Origin of the sequence: Paenibacillus nuruki (genome assembly GCF_001721045.1) — a bacterium.
Taxonomy (GTDB): Bacteria; Bacillota; Bacilli; order Paenibacillales; family Paenibacillaceae; genus Saccharibacillus; species Saccharibacillus nuruki.
This window is the reverse complement of record NZ_MDER01000022.1, coordinates 35695-51604: the sequence shown is the minus strand read 5'-3', so window position 1 is coordinate 51604 and position 15910 is coordinate 35695. Positions and strand designations below refer to the sequence as shown.

The window sequence follows — 15910 nt, the reverse complement described above, 5'->3', positions numbered from 1 at the left end:
AAGGAGGTTTTCTATTTATGTATAAAACAATCGTTATTGGTACAGGACCTGCTGGATTAACAGCAGCTATTTATTTGGCTCGTGCAAATCTAAAACCGTTAATTATTGAAGGCCTACAACCAGGTGGACAATTGACTACAACCACAGAAGTAGAAAATTTCCCGGGATTTACAGAAGGTATTATGGGACCTGAATTAATGGACAATATGCGCAAACAAGCAGAACGTTTTGGTGCAGAATTCAAATCAGGATGGGTAGAACAAGTTGATCTATCTCAACGTCCTTTTAAAGTAAAAGTAGAAGGAATGGGCGAGTTAGAAGCCGAATCCGTGATTATTTCAACAGGTGCTTCTGCAAGATATCTAGGCATTCCTGGAGAGCAAGACAATATCGGTCGCGGTGTAAGTACATGTGCGACTTGTGATGGATTCTTTTTCCGTGGTAAAAAGCTAATTGTTGTCGGTGGCGGCGATTCAGCAATGGAAGAAGCAAGCTTCTTGACTCGTTTTGCAACTGAAGTAACAGTCGTGAATCGTCGTGATGAGCTTCGTGCTTCCAAAATCATGCAAGATCGTGCACAAGGCAATCCTAAGATCAAATGGCAGTTAAACCGTAAGCCGCTTGAAGTAGTATCAGACGGTATGGGTGTTAAAGGTCTAAAAGTGCTGAACAATGAAACAGGACAAGAAGAAGTCATTGAAGCAGACGGTGTCTTTGTAGCGATCGGTCATACACCGAACACTGGTTTCTTGGGCGAACAGATCCATACGGATGGACACGGTTATGTCACAGTTACTCCAGGCACAACAGAAACCAATATCCCAGGCGTATTCGCTTGTGGTGATGTGCAAGATACACGTTACCGTCAAGCGATTACAGCAGCAGGTAGTGGTTGTATGGCTGCAATGGATTGTGAGAAGTATCTTGAAGGCAGTATGGTACACGACTGGAGCGAATCACTCAACGAGTAAGAACATAGATGGAGAGGGAGCCATTATGGCTCCCTTTTTGGTGAGATTAGACAAGACAACAGAGCCGTGGGTTCGCTTGACCAGAATCTAAGGTTCGCTTATAGTGGGATACGTACATTCAACTGAATCGTGTTCTATCTTATATATTTTCAAGCCTAATCCTATATATGATATTTATTCATCATTTTGTATACTTTTCTATGTCTAGAAGGATGATACAATGACATATAATCATAGTAGTGGTTAGAGATCTTATAAATCATGAACTATTAAACTTTGAATGGAAAAGGTGGATCGGTCATATGTCTGAAAATATTTATATTGGTGTTGATCTTGGCGGTACAGCTATCAAAGTAGGTATCTGTAATCAAGAAGGAGAATTGCTTCATACGTACGAAGGTCCGACTGAAAAAGAAAAAAGCTCAGATGCGGTTATCGGTAATATTGAAAAATATGTACGTCATATCGTAGAGCAATCACCTTATGAGTGGGATCAAGTGGTAGGTGTTGGAGCTGGTGTCGCTGGCTTCACTGATGTTCGTGCTGGTGTTATTTTGATGGCTCCTAACATCAATTTTCAGAATGTGCCGATCCGTGCTATTTTGGAAGAACGTCTAGGCAAAACAATTCGTGTCGATAATGATGCTAACGTAGCGGCTCTAGGTGAAGCTTGGAGTGGAGCAGGCAAAGGGATTACGGATTGTGTCTGTTATACGTTAGGTACAGGTGTAGGCGGCGGTATTATTGTCAATGGTCATATTTATCAAGGATTCTCAGGTTTAGCTGGTGAAATTGGTCATATTTCAGTTGTGCCTGATTTGGAAGCGATTAAATGTGGTTGTGGCAAAATGGGTTGTCTAGAAACAGTATCTTCTGCAACGGGTATTGTTCGTATGGCCGTTGAAGCTGTAGAACGTGGCGATCATACATCATTATCTGCCATCGAAAAAGTATCTGCAAAAGATATTTTTGATGCAGCTAAAGCAGGCGATGAAGTGAGTATCCGTATTATTAATCGTGCTGCTTTTTATCTTGGTAAATCGATGGCTGCTGTTGCAGCAACATTGAATCCAGAACGCTTTATTATCGGTGGCGGTGTATCCAAAGCAGGCGATATTTTGTTCAATGAAATCCGTAGAGTATTTGCTGAACTCACTCCTGAACCGTTGCAACGTGGAGTAGAAATTATTCCTGCGAAGCTTGGTAATGATGCAGGTATTGTTGGAGCAGCTGGTTTATTGTTACGTTAAGGTATAGAGATCATATCAAAGTCTAGATTCGTTAAAGGGAGGGTACTTGAGCATGAGCAAAAGCGAAAATTCATCGATAGCCACAATGATTATTATTACCGGAATGTCTGGAGCGGGCAAAACGATTGCTGTACAGAGCCTTGAAGATCTTGGGTTTTTCTGCGTAGATAATCTGCCCCCTGTACTGATTCCAAAGTTCGCTGAATTAATAGAGCAATCCAATGGTAAAATCGGTAAAGTTGCATTGGTTATCGATTTACGCGGACGTGAATTTTTTGCTGCTCTGTCTGAATCCCTGAATTATATCAAAAACCATTATACGATTCATTCTGAAATCCTATTTCTGGATTCTAGTGACTCTGTATTGGTTCAAAGGTATAAAGAAAGCAGACGTCGCCATCCGTTAGCGCCTGAAGGTATGCCGCTCGATGGTATTCGTTTAGAACGTCAGATGTTAGATGATCTCAAAACATCAGCGACTCAAATTATAGATACAAGTATTATCAAACCTGCTCAATTAAAAGAGAAAATCATTTCTAGCTTTTCTCACTTGGAATCGAATCGCTTGTCGATCAACGTCACATCATTCGGGTTCAAATACGGTATTCCAATCGATGCAGATCTAATTTTTGATGTTCGCTTTTTGCCGAATCCTCATTACATCGATAACTTAAGACCTCATACTGGGCAAGATAGCGATGTCTACGAATATGTAATGAAATGGCCGGAAACACAAGCTTTTCTGACCAAATTATTAGATATGCTACACTTTTTAATTCCTCATTACCGGAATGAAGGTAAAAGCCAGGTTATTATAGGAATTGGCTGTACAGGCGGTAAACATCGTTCTGTTGCGATTTCTGAGTACTTAGGCCGTATGCTTGGTGCAAGTGAAACAGAAACAGTACGTGTTAGTCATAGGGATGCTGATCGTGATCGGCATTAAGGAGTGAAAGATATGTCTATTTCACAACCCACTTTACCTGTGGTTCGTCCTCGAATCGTGGTTATGGGTGGTGGCACAGGGTTATCGGTTATGCTTAGAGGTCTCAAAGAAAAGCCGCTTGATATTACCGCTATCGTCACTGTTGCAGACGATGGCGGAAGTTCAGGGATTCTGCGAGATGAGCTAAAAATGCCGCCACCCGGTGATATTCGTAATGTACTTACCGCTTTAGCAGATGTAGAACCTCTTTTATCAGACATGCTCAAATATCGTTTTCAAAAAGGCGAAGGACTTGCAGGTCATAGCTTAGGTAACCTGATTCTGGCAGCAATGACAGACATATCGGGTGATTTCGTGACTGCTGTTCGAGAATTGAGTCGTGTATTTGCTGTGCGAGGACAAGTGCTTCCAGCAGCAGAACAGGCTGTTATTTTACACGCCGAGATGGAGGATGGCTCTATCGTCACTGGGGAGTCTAAGATTCCCGAAGCCGGTAAAAAAATCAAACGTATTTTTCTGGAACCTGATCATGTAGAACCTTTGCCTGATGCGGTACTTGCGATCGAACAGGCAGATGCGATTCTGATCGGACCTGGTAGTCTGTATACCAGTCTGTTGCCCAATTTGCTCGTGCATAAGCTTGCAGAAGCGATGTTAAATTCCAAAGCCCTCAAGCTATTCATTTGCAATGTGATGACACAGCCAGGAGAAACAGACCACTACACGGTGAGTGATCATTTGAATGCGATCTATGAGCATGTCGGTCATCGATTATTTGATTATGTGATTGTGAACAACGATCCGATTCCTTTAAAAATGCAAAAGCGCTATGCCGAACAAGGAGCCAAGCCAGTGATTCTGGATCTAGAAACAGTGGAATCGCTGGGTTATAAAGTGATCGCGGATAAGTTGGTACTTTATGGTACGTATCTTCGTCATGATGCGGATAAGTTAAGTCATCATATTTATGAGCAAGTTAAAAAATCTATGTTATCGAAAGGGTGAGTCCATTGTCATTTGCGGCGCAGACGAAAAAAGAATTAACGATGGTAGAGGCTGATGACTGTTGTGAACATGCAGAACTGTCTGCGCTTATACGGATGAATGGTTCAGTGCAGATTTCCAACAAAAAAGTCATTCTGGATATCTCCACTGAAAATGCCGCTATCGCAAGACGGATCTATTCCCTGATCAAAAAGCATTTTGCTGTGCATACCGAATTATTAGTGCGCAAAAAAATGCGTCTCAAAAAAAATAATGTCTATATTGTTCGTATTCCTATGGGTGTACAGAGCATTTTGACGACGCTCAAAATTGTTTCTGAAGGATTTATGTTCACACCGGGAATCAATACCGAAATGGTACGCAAAAACTGCTGTAAACGTGCTTATTTACGGGGTGCTTTTATGGCAGGCGGATCGGTCAATAATCCTGAGGGATCATCGTATCACTTGGAGATTGCTTCGATGTATGAAGAACAGTGTCAGGCGCTCGTCGATCTGGCGAATGAATTCGAATTGAATGCTCGTTGTATTGAGCGTAAAAAAGGATTTATTTTATATATCAAAGAAGGCGAAAAAATTATTGAATTTTTGAGTATTATCGGAGCGCATCAAGCGCTATTCAAATTCGAAGATGTCCGTATTATGCGAGATATGCGTAATTCTGTGAATCGTATCGTCAATTGCGAGACTGCTAACTTGAACAAAACGATCGGTGCAGCGGTTCGTCAGATTGATAACATCAAATTTATCCAACGCCGTATTGGACTGGAACAATTGCCTGATAAATTACGTGAAGTGGCAGAAGTCCGTTTAGCAAATCCTGATATTAACCTCAAAGAAGTCGGTGAAATGCTCAAAGGTGGAGTCAGCAAGTCAGGAGTCAATCATCGGCTACGTAAATTAGACGAGATGGCTGAAAAAATGCGTAATGAGCACTATGCTTGAATAAAATAATCTCACGTAAGCTTTATTTTTTTCTAGTACGGTGCGTGCTATAATGGTATAGTGTTATGAACATGGTATTAAACACTGTGAGCTACTTAGGTATGCTCAATAGATGTAATGAATATGTATTATAGGGGGTAACGATCTCATGACAAAACACCCGGTTGTTGTTCGATTGAAAACGGGATTACACGCAAGACCTGCAGCATTGTTTGTACAGGAAGCGAATAAATATTCTTCAGAGATTTTTGTTGAAAAAGATGATAAAAAAGTGAATGCTAAAAGTATCATGGGCATTATGAGCCTTGCGATCAGTTCGGGCACTGAAGTATACATTAGTGCAGAAGGCGCAGATTCAGAATCTGCTGTAAACGCTTTAGTCAGTCTAGTAAGCAAAGAAGAATTAGAAAACCAATAAGCCCCCCATACGATATGGAGGGCATGCCGTCACAGATTTCTGTGGCGGTTTTTTGTATAGAGATATTCGTTTAACTCAGGAAGATCCCTTTTTTGGCAAAATTCAATTTCAACTGAAAAGCATTCCAGGAGCTCTGGTAACCAAAGCCATCTCGCAATACAGCAAATGGAATATACATACGTCCGTTGACAACCTCCGCATCAGGTCCGTTCCACTGATGATTGTTCAGACGCATAGTAACGCCAGAACCGCTCATGATCATATCGAGCTGATCATCATTTTGCAATAATGTATATGTTTTGACACCGGATTCGTATCGCAACGTCATTCCAATAGAGTCACGCAACATGACTACTGGAATCATGGTATTTCCGCCGATTAAAAGTCCATTTTGTGGAAGGCGGGTTCCATTCCATTCTAACTTCACTTCACGCGGCTTGGCTGGAGTGGCAGCTTGAACAGCTGTTGTATTAAAGATTAGAATACCCATCATAAGCAGAATGGAACCCCATAGACATTTATTTTTTAACATGGTGACTCTCCCCTCATTCTTATTGTTCCCGATCTCGTGTACTCATTATAGCTCTAAAGTCCATAATGGTGGGATTATATGAGATTATAAAAAAAATAATCTAACTTGTCACGATGAACTTGAACAATGTGTAACTTGTTGTGTGAAATAGACAATATCTTCTCTCTATTCTTGTTATTCTTCAGCAAAATAAACGATCATTCTTCTTCAAACAGAGCGTTAAATCATGAACGATGCAACTTTTATTCACGCCTTATCGTTTAGTAGGTATAACCTTTAAGGAGTGAGTAGCATGAAGAAAACAAGTAAATCCTTAGCTTCATTGATGATCGCAGGTACACTATTAACAGGAATGGGAACACTTATAGCACTGCCTAGTCAGACGATGTATGCTGCTGAGACAGTTGCTCCTGCAACAGCAACAGGCGTGATTAACGTAAGCGGTACAGGTAAATTAACCGTCAAACCCGATATTTCATACCTAGCGATCGGAGTACAAACAACGTCTACAACAGCAGCCAAAGCGCAATCGGCTAATGCTGAGAAAATGGCGAAGTTGAATACTTTACTCAAAGGAGACTGGAAGATTCCAGCTGCGGATATTGAGAGTGTTCAATTCTATGTACAACCCAACTATGACTATAACGGTAAAGACCAGCAAAAAGTTACAGGGTATACGGCATATCATAGTGTACAAGTGACTTACCGTGATCTGGACAAACTAGGTTCGTTGTTGGATGCTGCTGCTAAATCAGGAGCGAATAATGTTGGATCTGTGAGTTTTGGTATCGAAAATGAAGATACCTACCAAGAGCAAGTTATTGCTAAAGCGATGGCTAATGCCAAAGCAAGAGCACAATCGATTGCCAAAGCAGCTAACCTTTCACTAGGCAGCTTGTTATCCGTCAGTGATCCAGGAGTGAGTGCACCACCTGTAGTCTATATGGAGAGACAAAGTGCTAAAGCAACAGAAGATTCTGCTGCTGCGAGTACAGCTATCGAACCAGGTACAATTGAATTAAATGCTACACTTAATGTGCAGTACTCTATGAATTAATAGTATGGGGACGCAATTGAATCTAATTTTTACAAAATAATCAGATTTGTAACTAATTATACGTGCAAATCCACGTATCGTTTCAGTATAGTAGAAGTTTACTAAAGTAGAACTATCCTCAAATTAGAAACGTTTATCCTGTTCAATGTGTATGCGATCAGGGTAAGCGTTTTTTCTATATTTAACCAATTGGGTGCAAAATGTCTTACAGTTTCATTACTTTTACTATCGCAATCGTGACTATGTTGTAAATTGATATTTAGTTATTTGTAAATCTATCTATGGTTGTTCAAAGTATAATGATAAAGGTTAAACCAAATATAACATGATACATATGATAAGGGAGAGATGATTTATGAAAACAACTCAAAATAATACATCTAAAACACATTTGAAAAAAATATCTGCATTTTTGTTAGCAACCACATTGGCAACGGTGGGAACAGTAGCGGTTCTGCCAGGTACTTCTTCTACGGTGCAAGCTGCAACAACCAAAGCTTCTACTGCGAAGTCAGCTATTCATGTACAAGTGGAAGGCAAAGCAATTGCAACTACAGGGACTGTAAGTGCGAATGGTAGCTCATTGCTTCCTTTGAAAGATACAGCCAAAGCAATCGGTGCTACAGTCACTTTCAATGCGAAAGAGAAAACAGTAACAGTGACAAAAGATAAACACAAAGCATCTTTTGCTCTAGGATCAGGTTCAGATGACGGTGTATTTGTGACATTGGATGGTAGTACCATTGGGGATAGTTATGATGCCAAAATAGTCAACGGTAATTCTTATGTAGCAATCAAAGCCGTGACAGATCAATTGGGATATCGTGCAGTATGGAATGGTGCTACACGTACTGTAAATATAACCAAAGAGGGCTTAAACAATATTGAAGTAACAACAACCACTCTAAAACCAACCAAAACGAACAGTTATACAGAGACCAATATTAAATATCCAGTGGTATCCGGTCTAGACAATGCAGAAGCTGAAGCAGCGATTAATAAAGCTTTTGCAGCACATGCTCAAACGTATTTAGAAAAAGTACAAAAACAAGCTAAAGAATTTGGTGCACCTCCTAAAGATTCAGTCATCACTTATGAAATCGATAGCGGTTATAAAATAACTTACAATCGTAATGGTGTATTAAGTATCCTAGTGACTGATTATGAATATCTTGGTGGTGCGCATGGTAGTTCTATACAAACAGGCATGACGTTCTCATTAAAAGATGGCAAGCAAATTCAATTAGGCGACTTACTCAAATCCAATAGCAATTATCGTAAAGATATCGACAAAATTATCAATGCTCAAATGAAAAAAAATGGAGATCTTTACTTTAAAGATAGTTTTAAAGGAATTGCTGCTAATCAAGGATACTATTTAACAGATAGCGGAATCACTCTGTTTTTCCAACAATATGATATCGCACCTTATGCAGCAGGTATGCCAGAATTCCCGATTACTTTCAAACAAGTGTTGCCATCAGGCGTGAATCCACTTGATGCATACAAAGCTTAAATAAAAAAGTATACAAAAAAGCCTCCGGTTTATACCCCGGAGGCTTTTTCGCGTGTTGTTCCAGCATGCTGGAGTAAAATTATACCCCTTGTGGAGGTGTATTTTCAATCACTTTATCAACGATACCGTAATCTTTTGCTTCAGCAGCAGTCATAAAGTAATCGCGGTCTGTATCTTTTTCGATACGTTCCAACGGTTGACCTGTACGTTCTGCTAGAATTTTATTCAATTTATCACGCATTTTAAGAATACGACGAGCACGGATTTCGATATCTGTCGCTTGTCCTTGTGCTCCACCAAGTGGTTGGTGAATCATAATCTCGCTGTTAGGCAATGCAAAACGTTTACCTTTAGCACCAGCGTTAAGTAAAAATGCGCCCATACTTGCCGCCATACCTACACAGATGGTAGATACATCAGCTTTGATAAATTGCATTGTATCGTAAATAGCCATTCCCGCAGTGATCGAACCGCCTGGACTGTTAACATATAGGTGGATGTCTTTCTCCGGGTCTTCGGCTTCCAGAAACAGCAATTGTGCGATAATCGCATTGGCTACAACATCATTGACTTCAGAACCGAGAAAAATAATGCGGTCTTTTAACAGACGAGAGTAAATGTCATAGGCACGTTCCCCACGACTGCTTTGTTCAACGACCATTGGAATATAACTCACTAGAAACCCTCCTTCAAAGTTGTACATCATCAATAGAATAATTATAGATCAAATATTGTATTAGAAGATACTCATTGTTCTTACCACATTATAGGATAATTCAAACCAAAAGTCAAAGAAAGTCAAACTATCCTGACCAAAAGTGAAGGAACTCCTGCAAAATAGGTTAATGAAGAAGAGAGCAACCTAATTTTGGGTATAAAAATAACCAGCATCGGCTGGTTGAAGGGTATTCTGCGTTTATAGGTAATTCACTTAATGTTGCGCAAATACTTCTAAGATATGATAGAACATATAAGTACGTACATAATCGTATTGATCATAAAAACAACACTGCATTATAACTTAATTAAATGGCGCGCCCGCCAAGAATCGAACTTGGATCTCAGGCTTCGGAGGCCTACGTCATATCCATTGGACCACGGGCGCATGTAAAACAGCAGTACGATTGATTATAGGATATCTACCTATAAAAAGCAAGTTGACGATTCATACCATAATCAAGAAAAACGATAACATCAACCTCTCACAGAATAGTTGTATGAAAAACTTGCTTCTGCATGGAAAATTGGTTAAGATAGACGTGGGACTTAAAAAGTTACGCCGGGACGTTTTAAGTCCAATTTATTGAATAACGGATATAATGGACACTGAGCGAGATAAGTTGCAGGAGTGGAATGCATGCGAAAAATATTAGAAATACAAAAGCAGCTTCTGCCCGATCTCACCGAAGTACTCAAAAAAAGATATACGATTCTGCATCAGGTTATGATGGTAGGGCTGGTTGGAAGAAGATCACTTGCCACATCGCTTAATATGACTGAACGCGTCTTACGTGCAGAGACCGATCTTCTCAAATCGCAAGGATTGCTTGAGATTGAAAGTACGGGAATGAAGGTTAGTGAAGCAGGCAAGCAATTGCTTGATGAACTTGAGCCTATTATTCAGGAACTGCTTGGATTATCCAATCTGGAAGAACGTATTCGCACTTTCTATAAGCTGAGACAAGTCATTGTCGTTCCTGGTGATAGTGACATATCTATTATGGCTAAGCAAGAGCTTGGACGAGCAGGAGCCAAAGCGCTGCTCAGTGTAATCCGTGAGGACGATGTCGTTGCTGTAACAGGAGGCTTTACATTAGCTGAAGTCGCCGAGCAACTCAGTCCATCCATACCGGCACCTCTCAAGAATGCCTGGTTTGTACCGGCAAGAGGCGGACTTGGAGAGAGTATGGAATTTCAGGCGAATTCGATTGCTTCCACTATGGCAAAGCGTGTAGGCGCACAGTATCGGTTATTGCATATTCCCGATTTGTTACGTGAAGATGCTTACGAATTGCTTTATCAGGATCAGAATATCCGTGAAATTGTGGGTCTGATTCGTAAAGCACGTATCATTATGCACGGAATCGGAGATGCGATGGAGATGGTGCGTCGCCGTAGACTTGAACCCGAGGCAGCGGAAGAAATTCATGCCGCTGGAGCTGTTGCTGAATCATTCGGTCATTATTTTAATGAACAGGGTGAGACGGTGCACCAGATGTTGACGATGGGACTTCAGCTCGATGATATTTCCAAAGCGGAAGTGGTTATCGGGATTGCTGGAGGCCGTAGCAAGGCCAAATCGATTCATGCTGTACTCAAATTCGGTCAGGAAGATATTCTGGTCATTGACGAAGCCGCCGCTAGAGAAATTGTGAAAGAACTAGACTAGTCCTTTTGCTTCATTTTCGCACGTCTAGCGGTACGGCACAAAAGTTTTACTCTATAATGTTGTCTTGACATGCCTTTAACGGGTGTGTCTTGAAATAAATTAAATACACTATCTCTAGGAGGAATTAACTCATGGTTAAAGTTGGTATTAATGGTTTCGGACGTATCGGACGCTTGGCTTTCCGTCGTATTCAAAATGTAGCAGGTATTGAAGTGGTAGCAATTAACGATTTGACTGACGCTAAAATGTTGGCTCACTTGTTGAAATATGATACAACTCAAGGTAAATTTGACGGCGAAGTTGAAGTTCATGACGGATTCTTCAAAGTAAACGGAAAAGAAGTAAAAGTTCTAGCTAACCGTAACCCAGAAGAACTTCCTTGGGGAGATCTTGGTGTGGATATCGTTCTTGAATGTACTGGATTCTTCACAACTAAAGAATCAGCTGAGAAACATTTAACAGCTGGTGCTAAAAAAGTTGTTATCTCTGCTCCAGCTACTGGCGAAATGAAAACAATCGTTTATAACGTAAACCATGAAATTCTTGATGGTACTGAAACTGTAATTTCTGGTGCTTCTTGCACAACGAACTGTCTTGCTCCAATGGCTAAAACATTGCAAGATCAATTCGGAGTAGTAGAAGGCTTGATGACTACAATTCATGCTTACACTGGCGACCAAAACACTTTGGATGCTCCACATGCTAAAGGTGACTTCCGTCGTGCTCGTGCAGCTGCTGAAAACATCATTCCTAACACAACTGGTGCTGCTAAAGCAATCGGTCTAGTTATCCCTGAATTGAAAGGTAAATTGGATGGTGCAGCACAACGTGTTCCTGTAGCAACTGGTTCCCTTACTGAATTGGTAACTATTTTGGAGAAAAAAGTTACTGTTGATGAAGTTAACGCTGCTATGAAAGCTGCTTCTGATGCTGAAACTTATGGTTACACTGAAGACGAAATCGTTTCTTCTGATATCAAAGGTATGACTTTCGGTTCCCTATTCGATGCTACTCAAACTCGCGTTCTAACTGTTGGTGACCACCAATTGGTTAAAACTGTAGCTTGGTACGATAACGAAATGTCCTACACAGCACAATTGGTTCGTACTCTTGAGTACTTCGCTAACAAAGCGTAAGAATCATTCGTGAACTGAAATAAATATTAATTCCATAAAGCGGAAACAGGTTTCTTGTGTTTCCGCTTTTTCTAAATGAATATCTGTTTTAAATTGCTCGTTAATCAAAATTCAGGGCATGGAGGAACAATATAATGAATAAGAAAAGTGTTCGCGATATAGAAGTAACAGGTAAAGTGGTATTTGTACGTGTAGATTTCAACGTACCTATGGAAGACGGTAAAATCACAGATGACAAACGGATCCGTGAAACATTACCTACTATTCAATACCTTGTTGAAAAAGGTGCAAAAGTTGTACTTGCAAGTCATATGGGTCGCCCTAACGGTGAAGTGGTTGAATCATTACGCTTAACTCCACAAGCAACGCGTCTATCTGAATTGCTAGGTCAACCGGTTGCCAAAGCTGACGAAGCGATTGGCGATGCTGTAAAATCACAAATCGCTGAATTGAAAAACGGTGACGTTTTGGTTCTTGAAAACGTACGTTTCTACCCTGGCGAAGAGAAAAATGATGCAGACTTAGCTAAATCTTTTGCAGAATTGGCTGATCTATTCGTCAATGACGCATTTGGTGCAGCTCACCGTGCGCATGCTTCAACAGAAGGTATTGCACACCACTTGCCAGCAGTATCTGGTCTTTTGATGGAGAAAGAATTAGATGTATTGGGTAAAGCTTTGACTAGCCCTGAGCGTCCTTTCACAGCAATCGTAGGTGGATCTAAAGTAAAAGATAAAATCGATGTAATCGATAACCTAATCAATCTTGCAGACAACATCATTATTGGTGGTGGATTGACTTACACATTCTTCAAAGCTCAAGGTCATGAAGTAGGACAATCTCTTCTAGACGAAAGCAAATTGGATGTTGTACTTGGATTCGTAGAAAAAGCAAAAAAATTAGGTAAAAAATTGTACCTTCCAGTAGATATCGTTGTTTCTGACGATTTCAGTGCAGATGCAAACACAGATATCGTAACAATCGACAAAATCCCAGCAGCTTGGGAAGGCGTAGACATCGGTCCTAAAACTCGTGAAATTTATGCTGATGTTATCAAAAACTCTAAATTGGTTGTGTGGAACGGACCAATGGGCGTATTTGAAATCGCACCTTTCTCTGGTGGTACAAAAGCAGTCGCAGAAGCTTGTGCAACAACTGAAGCTTACACAATCATTGGTGGCGGTGATTCCGCAGCAGCAGCAGAGAAATTCGGCTTAGCTGATAAAATGGACCATATCTCTACAGGTGGCGGTGCTTCCCTAGAGTTTATGGAAGGTAAAGCTCTTCCAGGCGTTGTGGCATTGAACGATAAATAAGTTTAAAATAGATATAGCTTTGGGTGCTTTGGGTCATACAAAGCACTTCAGTATGGCTTAGGTTAGCATACTGTAGTTATGCAAACAGAAGGAGTGATATCGCAGTGAGAACACCAATTATTGCAGGGAACTGGAAGATGTTCAAAACCGTTCCTGAAGCAAAAGCGTTTATTGAAGATATCAAAGGCAAAGCAGAAGTAGATGGCGTAGAAAGCGTAATTTGCGCTCCTTTCACTAATCTTCCTGCTTTAGTTGAAGCAGTAAAAGGAACTTCGATCAAAATCGGTGCACAAAATCTTCATTTTGAAGACAATGGCGCTTACACTGGCGAAATCAGTGGCGTAATGTTGAAAGATCTTGGTGTGGACTATGTAATCATCGGTCACTCTGAGCGTCGTCAATATTTTGCTGAAACAGACGAAATCGTTAATAAAAAAGTACATGCTGCTTTCCGTCATGGTTTGACTCCTATCGTATGTGTAGGTGAAAAGCTTGAAGAACGTGAAGCTAATCAAACTAAAGAAGTATGCAAAGTACAAACAGAAGGTGCTTTTGTAGGATTGAGCGCAGAACAAGCGAAAGAAACCGTTATCGCTTATGAGCCAATCTGGGCAATCGGAACAGGCAAATCTTCTACATCCCAAGATGCGAATGAGGTTATTGCTTATATTCGTGAATTGGTTAAAGGTCTATACAACGAAGAAGTGGCTAACGCAGTTCGTATTCAATACGGCGGTAGCGTGAAACCTGAGAATGTTAAGGAGTATATGGGACAAAGCGATATCGATGGCGCACTTGTCGGCGGCGCAAGCTTGCAACCTGATTCTTACATTCAGCTCGTTGAGGGGGCGAAGTAAATGTCAGCACCCAAACCAGTAGCATTAATCATTATGGATGGATTCGGTCTACGCGCAGAAGTAGAAGGCAACGGTGTTGCTCAAGCGAAAAAACCGAATTATGATAGATATCTAAGCGAATACCCACATACAACTTTGACGGCTTGCGGCGAAGCTGTAGGTCTGCCTGAAGGACAAATGGGTAACTCGGAAGTTGGTCACTTGAATATTGGTGCAGGTCGCATTGTATATCAAGATTTGACTCGTATTTCCAAGTCGATTCGTGACGGAGACTTTTTCCAAAATGAAGCGTTGGTTGGCGCATTTACAAATGCAAAAACAAACGGTAAAAAATTGCATGTGTTCACCCTGTTATCCGATGGCGGTGTACATAGTCATATCGATCATTTATTCGCTACACTGGATATGGCTAAACGCGAAGATTTCCATGATGTACTGATTCATGTATTCTTGGATGGACGCGACGTATCACCAGATAGCGGTAAACGTTATATGGAACGATTGGTTGCTCAAATAGCAGAAGTTGGCGTAGGTAAAATTGCTACGGTTCAAGGTCGCTATTACGCAATGGATCGTGACAAACGCTGGGAACGTGTGGAAAAAGCTTACCGTGCTATCGCTTTCGGCGAAGGTCCGGCATTCAAAGATCCAGAAAACGTTATTTCTTCTTCTTATCAAAATTCAGTGTTTGACGAATTCGTTGAACCATCTGTTATTGTTGATAGTGAAGAAAAACCAGTGGGCACAGTAAGTGATGGCGATTCGGTGATCTTCTTGAACTTCCGTCCTGACCGTGCAATTCAGTTGTCTCAAGCCTTTACTCAAGAAGCATTTGAAGGATTCGATCGTGGACATGCACAACCTAAAAACCTGTACTATGTATGCTTAACCACATACAGCAATACAGTAAGTGGAACGGTAGCTTATGGACCGAAGAATCTGAATAATACGCTTGGTGAAGTTTTAGTACAGCATGGCAAAAAACAATTGCGTATTGCTGAGACTGAAAAATATCCTCACGTTACTTTCTTTTTCAGTGGCGGTCGTGATGTAGAACTAGAAGGCGAGACTCGTATCTTGATTAACTCTCCTAAAGTTGCTACGTATGATCTACAACCGGAAATGAGTGCGCGTGAAGTAGCAGATGCTTGTATCGCTGAGATTGAAGCAGAGCGTCAAGATGTTATCATTTTGAACTTTGCTAATCCTGATATGGTAGGTCACTCTGGTAAGCTAGAGCCTACAATCAGAGCGGTAGAAACAACCGATGAGTGTGTAGGTAGAGTCGTAGATGCGATTCTAGCTAAAGGTGGCGTAGCTCTAATTACTGCTGACCATGGTAACGCTGAGACAGAGATCGACGAATTGGGTCGTCCGCAGACGGCACATACAACGAACCCTGTACCATTTATCGTCACAGATAAAAATGTTACTTTGCGTGAAGGTGGTATTCTGGGTGATATCGCACCAACCATTCTTGATTTTGCACAATTACCTAAACCGGAAGAAATGACAGGTACATCTATTGTCAACAGCCGTAAGTAATTGCTCGCTATAAAAGATATGCATTAAA

General features: G+C 40.9%; 15 protein-coding genes and 1 tRNA gene. 13 read left to right on the top strand and 3 right to left on the bottom strand.

Features of this window, described 5'->3' with window-relative positions:
• Window positions 1–17: 17 nt before the first annotated feature.
• The 6 genes from trxB to PTI45_RS01750 all read left to right on the top strand — a co-directional run bounded on the left by trxB (window position 18) and on the right by PTI45_RS01750 (window position 5534).
• Entirely contained in the window at window positions 18–971 is a 954-nt protein-coding gene (gene trxB, locus PTI45_RS01775; protein ID WP_069325828.1) for a thioredoxin-disulfide reductase, read from the top strand.
• A gap of 302 nt (window positions 972–1273) precedes the next feature.
• Window positions 1274–2221, top strand: coding sequence for an ROK family glucokinase (locus PTI45_RS01770; RefSeq protein ID WP_069325827.1), 948 nt, complete (start codon window positions 1274–1276; stop codon window positions 2219–2221).
• A gap of 52 nt (window positions 2222–2273) precedes the next feature.
• Complete coding sequence (rapZ, locus tag PTI45_RS01765; protein WP_069325826.1) at window positions 2274–3167, top strand: RNase adapter RapZ; 894 nt, start codon at window positions 2274–2276, stop codon at window positions 3165–3167.
• Window positions 3168–3179: 12 nt separating this feature from the next.
• Window positions 3180–4172, top strand: coding sequence for a gluconeogenesis factor YvcK family protein (locus PTI45_RS01760; RefSeq protein WP_069325825.1), 993 nt, complete (start codon window positions 3180–3182; stop codon window positions 4170–4172).
• A gap of 5 nt (window positions 4173–4177) precedes the next feature.
• Window positions 4178–5116 (top strand): DNA-binding protein WhiA, encoded by a 939-nt coding sequence (whiA, locus tag PTI45_RS01755; protein ID WP_069325824.1) that lies wholly within the window; start codon window positions 4178–4180, stop codon window positions 5114–5116.
• A gap of 148 nt (window positions 5117–5264) precedes the next feature.
• Window positions 5265–5534, top strand: coding sequence for an HPr family phosphocarrier protein (locus PTI45_RS01750; RefSeq protein WP_069325823.1), 270 nt, complete (start codon window positions 5265–5267; stop codon window positions 5532–5534).
• A gap of 70 nt (window positions 5535–5604) precedes the next feature.
• On the opposite strand, the gene PTI45_RS01745 is transcribed toward PTI45_RS01750, so the two are convergent.
• Window positions 5605–6066, bottom strand: coding sequence for a stalk domain-containing protein (locus PTI45_RS01745; protein ID WP_069325822.1), 462 nt, complete (start codon window positions 6064–6066; stop codon window positions 5605–5607).
• A 292-nt stretch (window positions 6067–6358) separates the two neighbouring features.
• Between PTI45_RS01745 and PTI45_RS01740 the strand changes: the two genes are divergently transcribed.
• Both PTI45_RS01740 and PTI45_RS01735 read left to right on the top strand, forming a co-directional pair.
• Window positions 6359–7123, top strand: coding sequence for an SIMPL domain-containing protein (locus PTI45_RS01740; RefSeq protein WP_069325821.1), 765 nt, complete (start codon window positions 6359–6361; stop codon window positions 7121–7123).
• Window positions 7124–7478: 355 nt separating this feature from the next.
• Window positions 7479–8639 (top strand): stalk domain-containing protein, encoded by a 1161-nt coding sequence (locus PTI45_RS01735; RefSeq protein WP_069325820.1) that lies wholly within the window; start codon window positions 7479–7481, stop codon window positions 8637–8639.
• A gap of 79 nt (window positions 8640–8718) precedes the next feature.
• On the opposite strand, the gene clpP is transcribed toward PTI45_RS01735, so the two are convergent.
• Complete coding sequence (clpP, locus tag PTI45_RS01730; RefSeq protein ID WP_069325819.1) at window positions 8719–9315, bottom strand: ATP-dependent Clp endopeptidase proteolytic subunit ClpP; 597 nt, start codon at window positions 9313–9315, stop codon at window positions 8719–8721.
• A 354-nt stretch (window positions 9316–9669) separates the two neighbouring features.
• Window positions 9670–9744 (bottom strand) — tRNA-Arg (locus PTI45_RS01725).
• A gap of 252 nt (window positions 9745–9996) precedes the next feature.
• Between PTI45_RS01725 and PTI45_RS01720 the strand changes: the two genes are divergently transcribed.
• The 5 genes from PTI45_RS01720 (at window position 9997) to gpmI (ending at window position 15882) form a co-directional block, all read left to right on the top strand.
• Window positions 9997–11028 carry a sugar-binding transcriptional regulator gene (locus PTI45_RS01720; protein ID WP_069325818.1) on the top strand — a complete coding sequence of 344 codons (1032 nt, stop codon included), beginning with the start codon at window positions 9997–9999 and terminating at the stop codon, window positions 11026–11028.
• A gap of 131 nt (window positions 11029–11159) precedes the next feature.
• A complete protein-coding gene (gene gap / locus PTI45_RS01715; RefSeq protein WP_069325817.1) occupies window positions 11160–12164 on the top strand; it encodes a type I glyceraldehyde-3-phosphate dehydrogenase in 1005 nt (334 codons plus the stop codon).
• 134 nt (window positions 12165–12298) lie between these two features.
• Window positions 12299–13480 (top strand): phosphoglycerate kinase, encoded by a 1182-nt coding sequence (locus tag PTI45_RS01710; protein ID WP_069325816.1) that lies wholly within the window; start codon window positions 12299–12301, stop codon window positions 13478–13480.
• Window positions 13481–13584: 104 nt separating this feature from the next.
• On the top strand, window positions 13585–14337 hold the full coding sequence (gene tpiA / locus PTI45_RS01705; RefSeq protein WP_069325815.1) for a triose-phosphate isomerase: 753 nt from the start codon (window positions 13585–13587) through the stop codon (window positions 14335–14337).
• Window positions 14338–15882, top strand: coding sequence for a 2,3-bisphosphoglycerate-independent phosphoglycerate mutase (gpmI, locus tag PTI45_RS01700; protein WP_069325814.1), 1545 nt, complete (start codon window positions 14338–14340; stop codon window positions 15880–15882).
• The last annotated feature ends 28 nt before the right edge of the window (window positions 15883–15910 follow it).

Coding starts and splice junctions, on each gene's coding strand:
- PTI45_RS01735 (WP_069325820.1), top strand. CDS start 7,479: ATGAAAACAACTCAAAATAATACATCTAAAACACATTTGAAAAAAATA.
- rapZ (WP_069325826.1), top strand. CDS start 2,274: ATGAGCAAAAGCGAAAATTCATCGATAGCCACAATGATTATTATTACC.
- PTI45_RS01750 (WP_069325823.1), top strand. CDS start 5,265: ATGACAAAACACCCGGTTGTTGTTCGATTGAAAACGGGATTACACGCA.
- PTI45_RS01745 (WP_069325822.1), bottom strand. CDS start 6,066: ATGTTAAAAAATAAATGTCTATGGGGTTCCATTCTGCTTATGATGGGT.
- PTI45_RS01760 (WP_069325825.1), top strand. CDS start 3,180: ATGTCTATTTCACAACCCACTTTACCTGTGGTTCGTCCTCGAATCGTG.
- PTI45_RS01770 (WP_069325827.1), top strand. CDS start 1,274: ATGTCTGAAAATATTTATATTGGTGTTGATCTTGGCGGTACAGCTATC.
- trxB (WP_069325828.1), top strand. CDS start 18: ATGTATAAAACAATCGTTATTGGTACAGGACCTGCTGGATTAACAGCA.
- gpmI (WP_069325814.1), top strand. CDS start 14,338: ATGTCAGCACCCAAACCAGTAGCATTAATCATTATGGATGGATTCGGT.
- gap (WP_069325817.1), top strand. CDS start 11,160: ATGGTTAAAGTTGGTATTAATGGTTTCGGACGTATCGGACGCTTGGCT.
- PTI45_RS01720 (WP_069325818.1), top strand. CDS start 9,997: ATGCGAAAAATATTAGAAATACAAAAGCAGCTTCTGCCCGATCTCACC.
- PTI45_RS01740 (WP_069325821.1), top strand. CDS start 6,359: ATGAAGAAAACAAGTAAATCCTTAGCTTCATTGATGATCGCAGGTACA.
- PTI45_RS01710 (WP_069325816.1), top strand. CDS start 12,299: ATGAATAAGAAAAGTGTTCGCGATATAGAAGTAACAGGTAAAGTGGTA.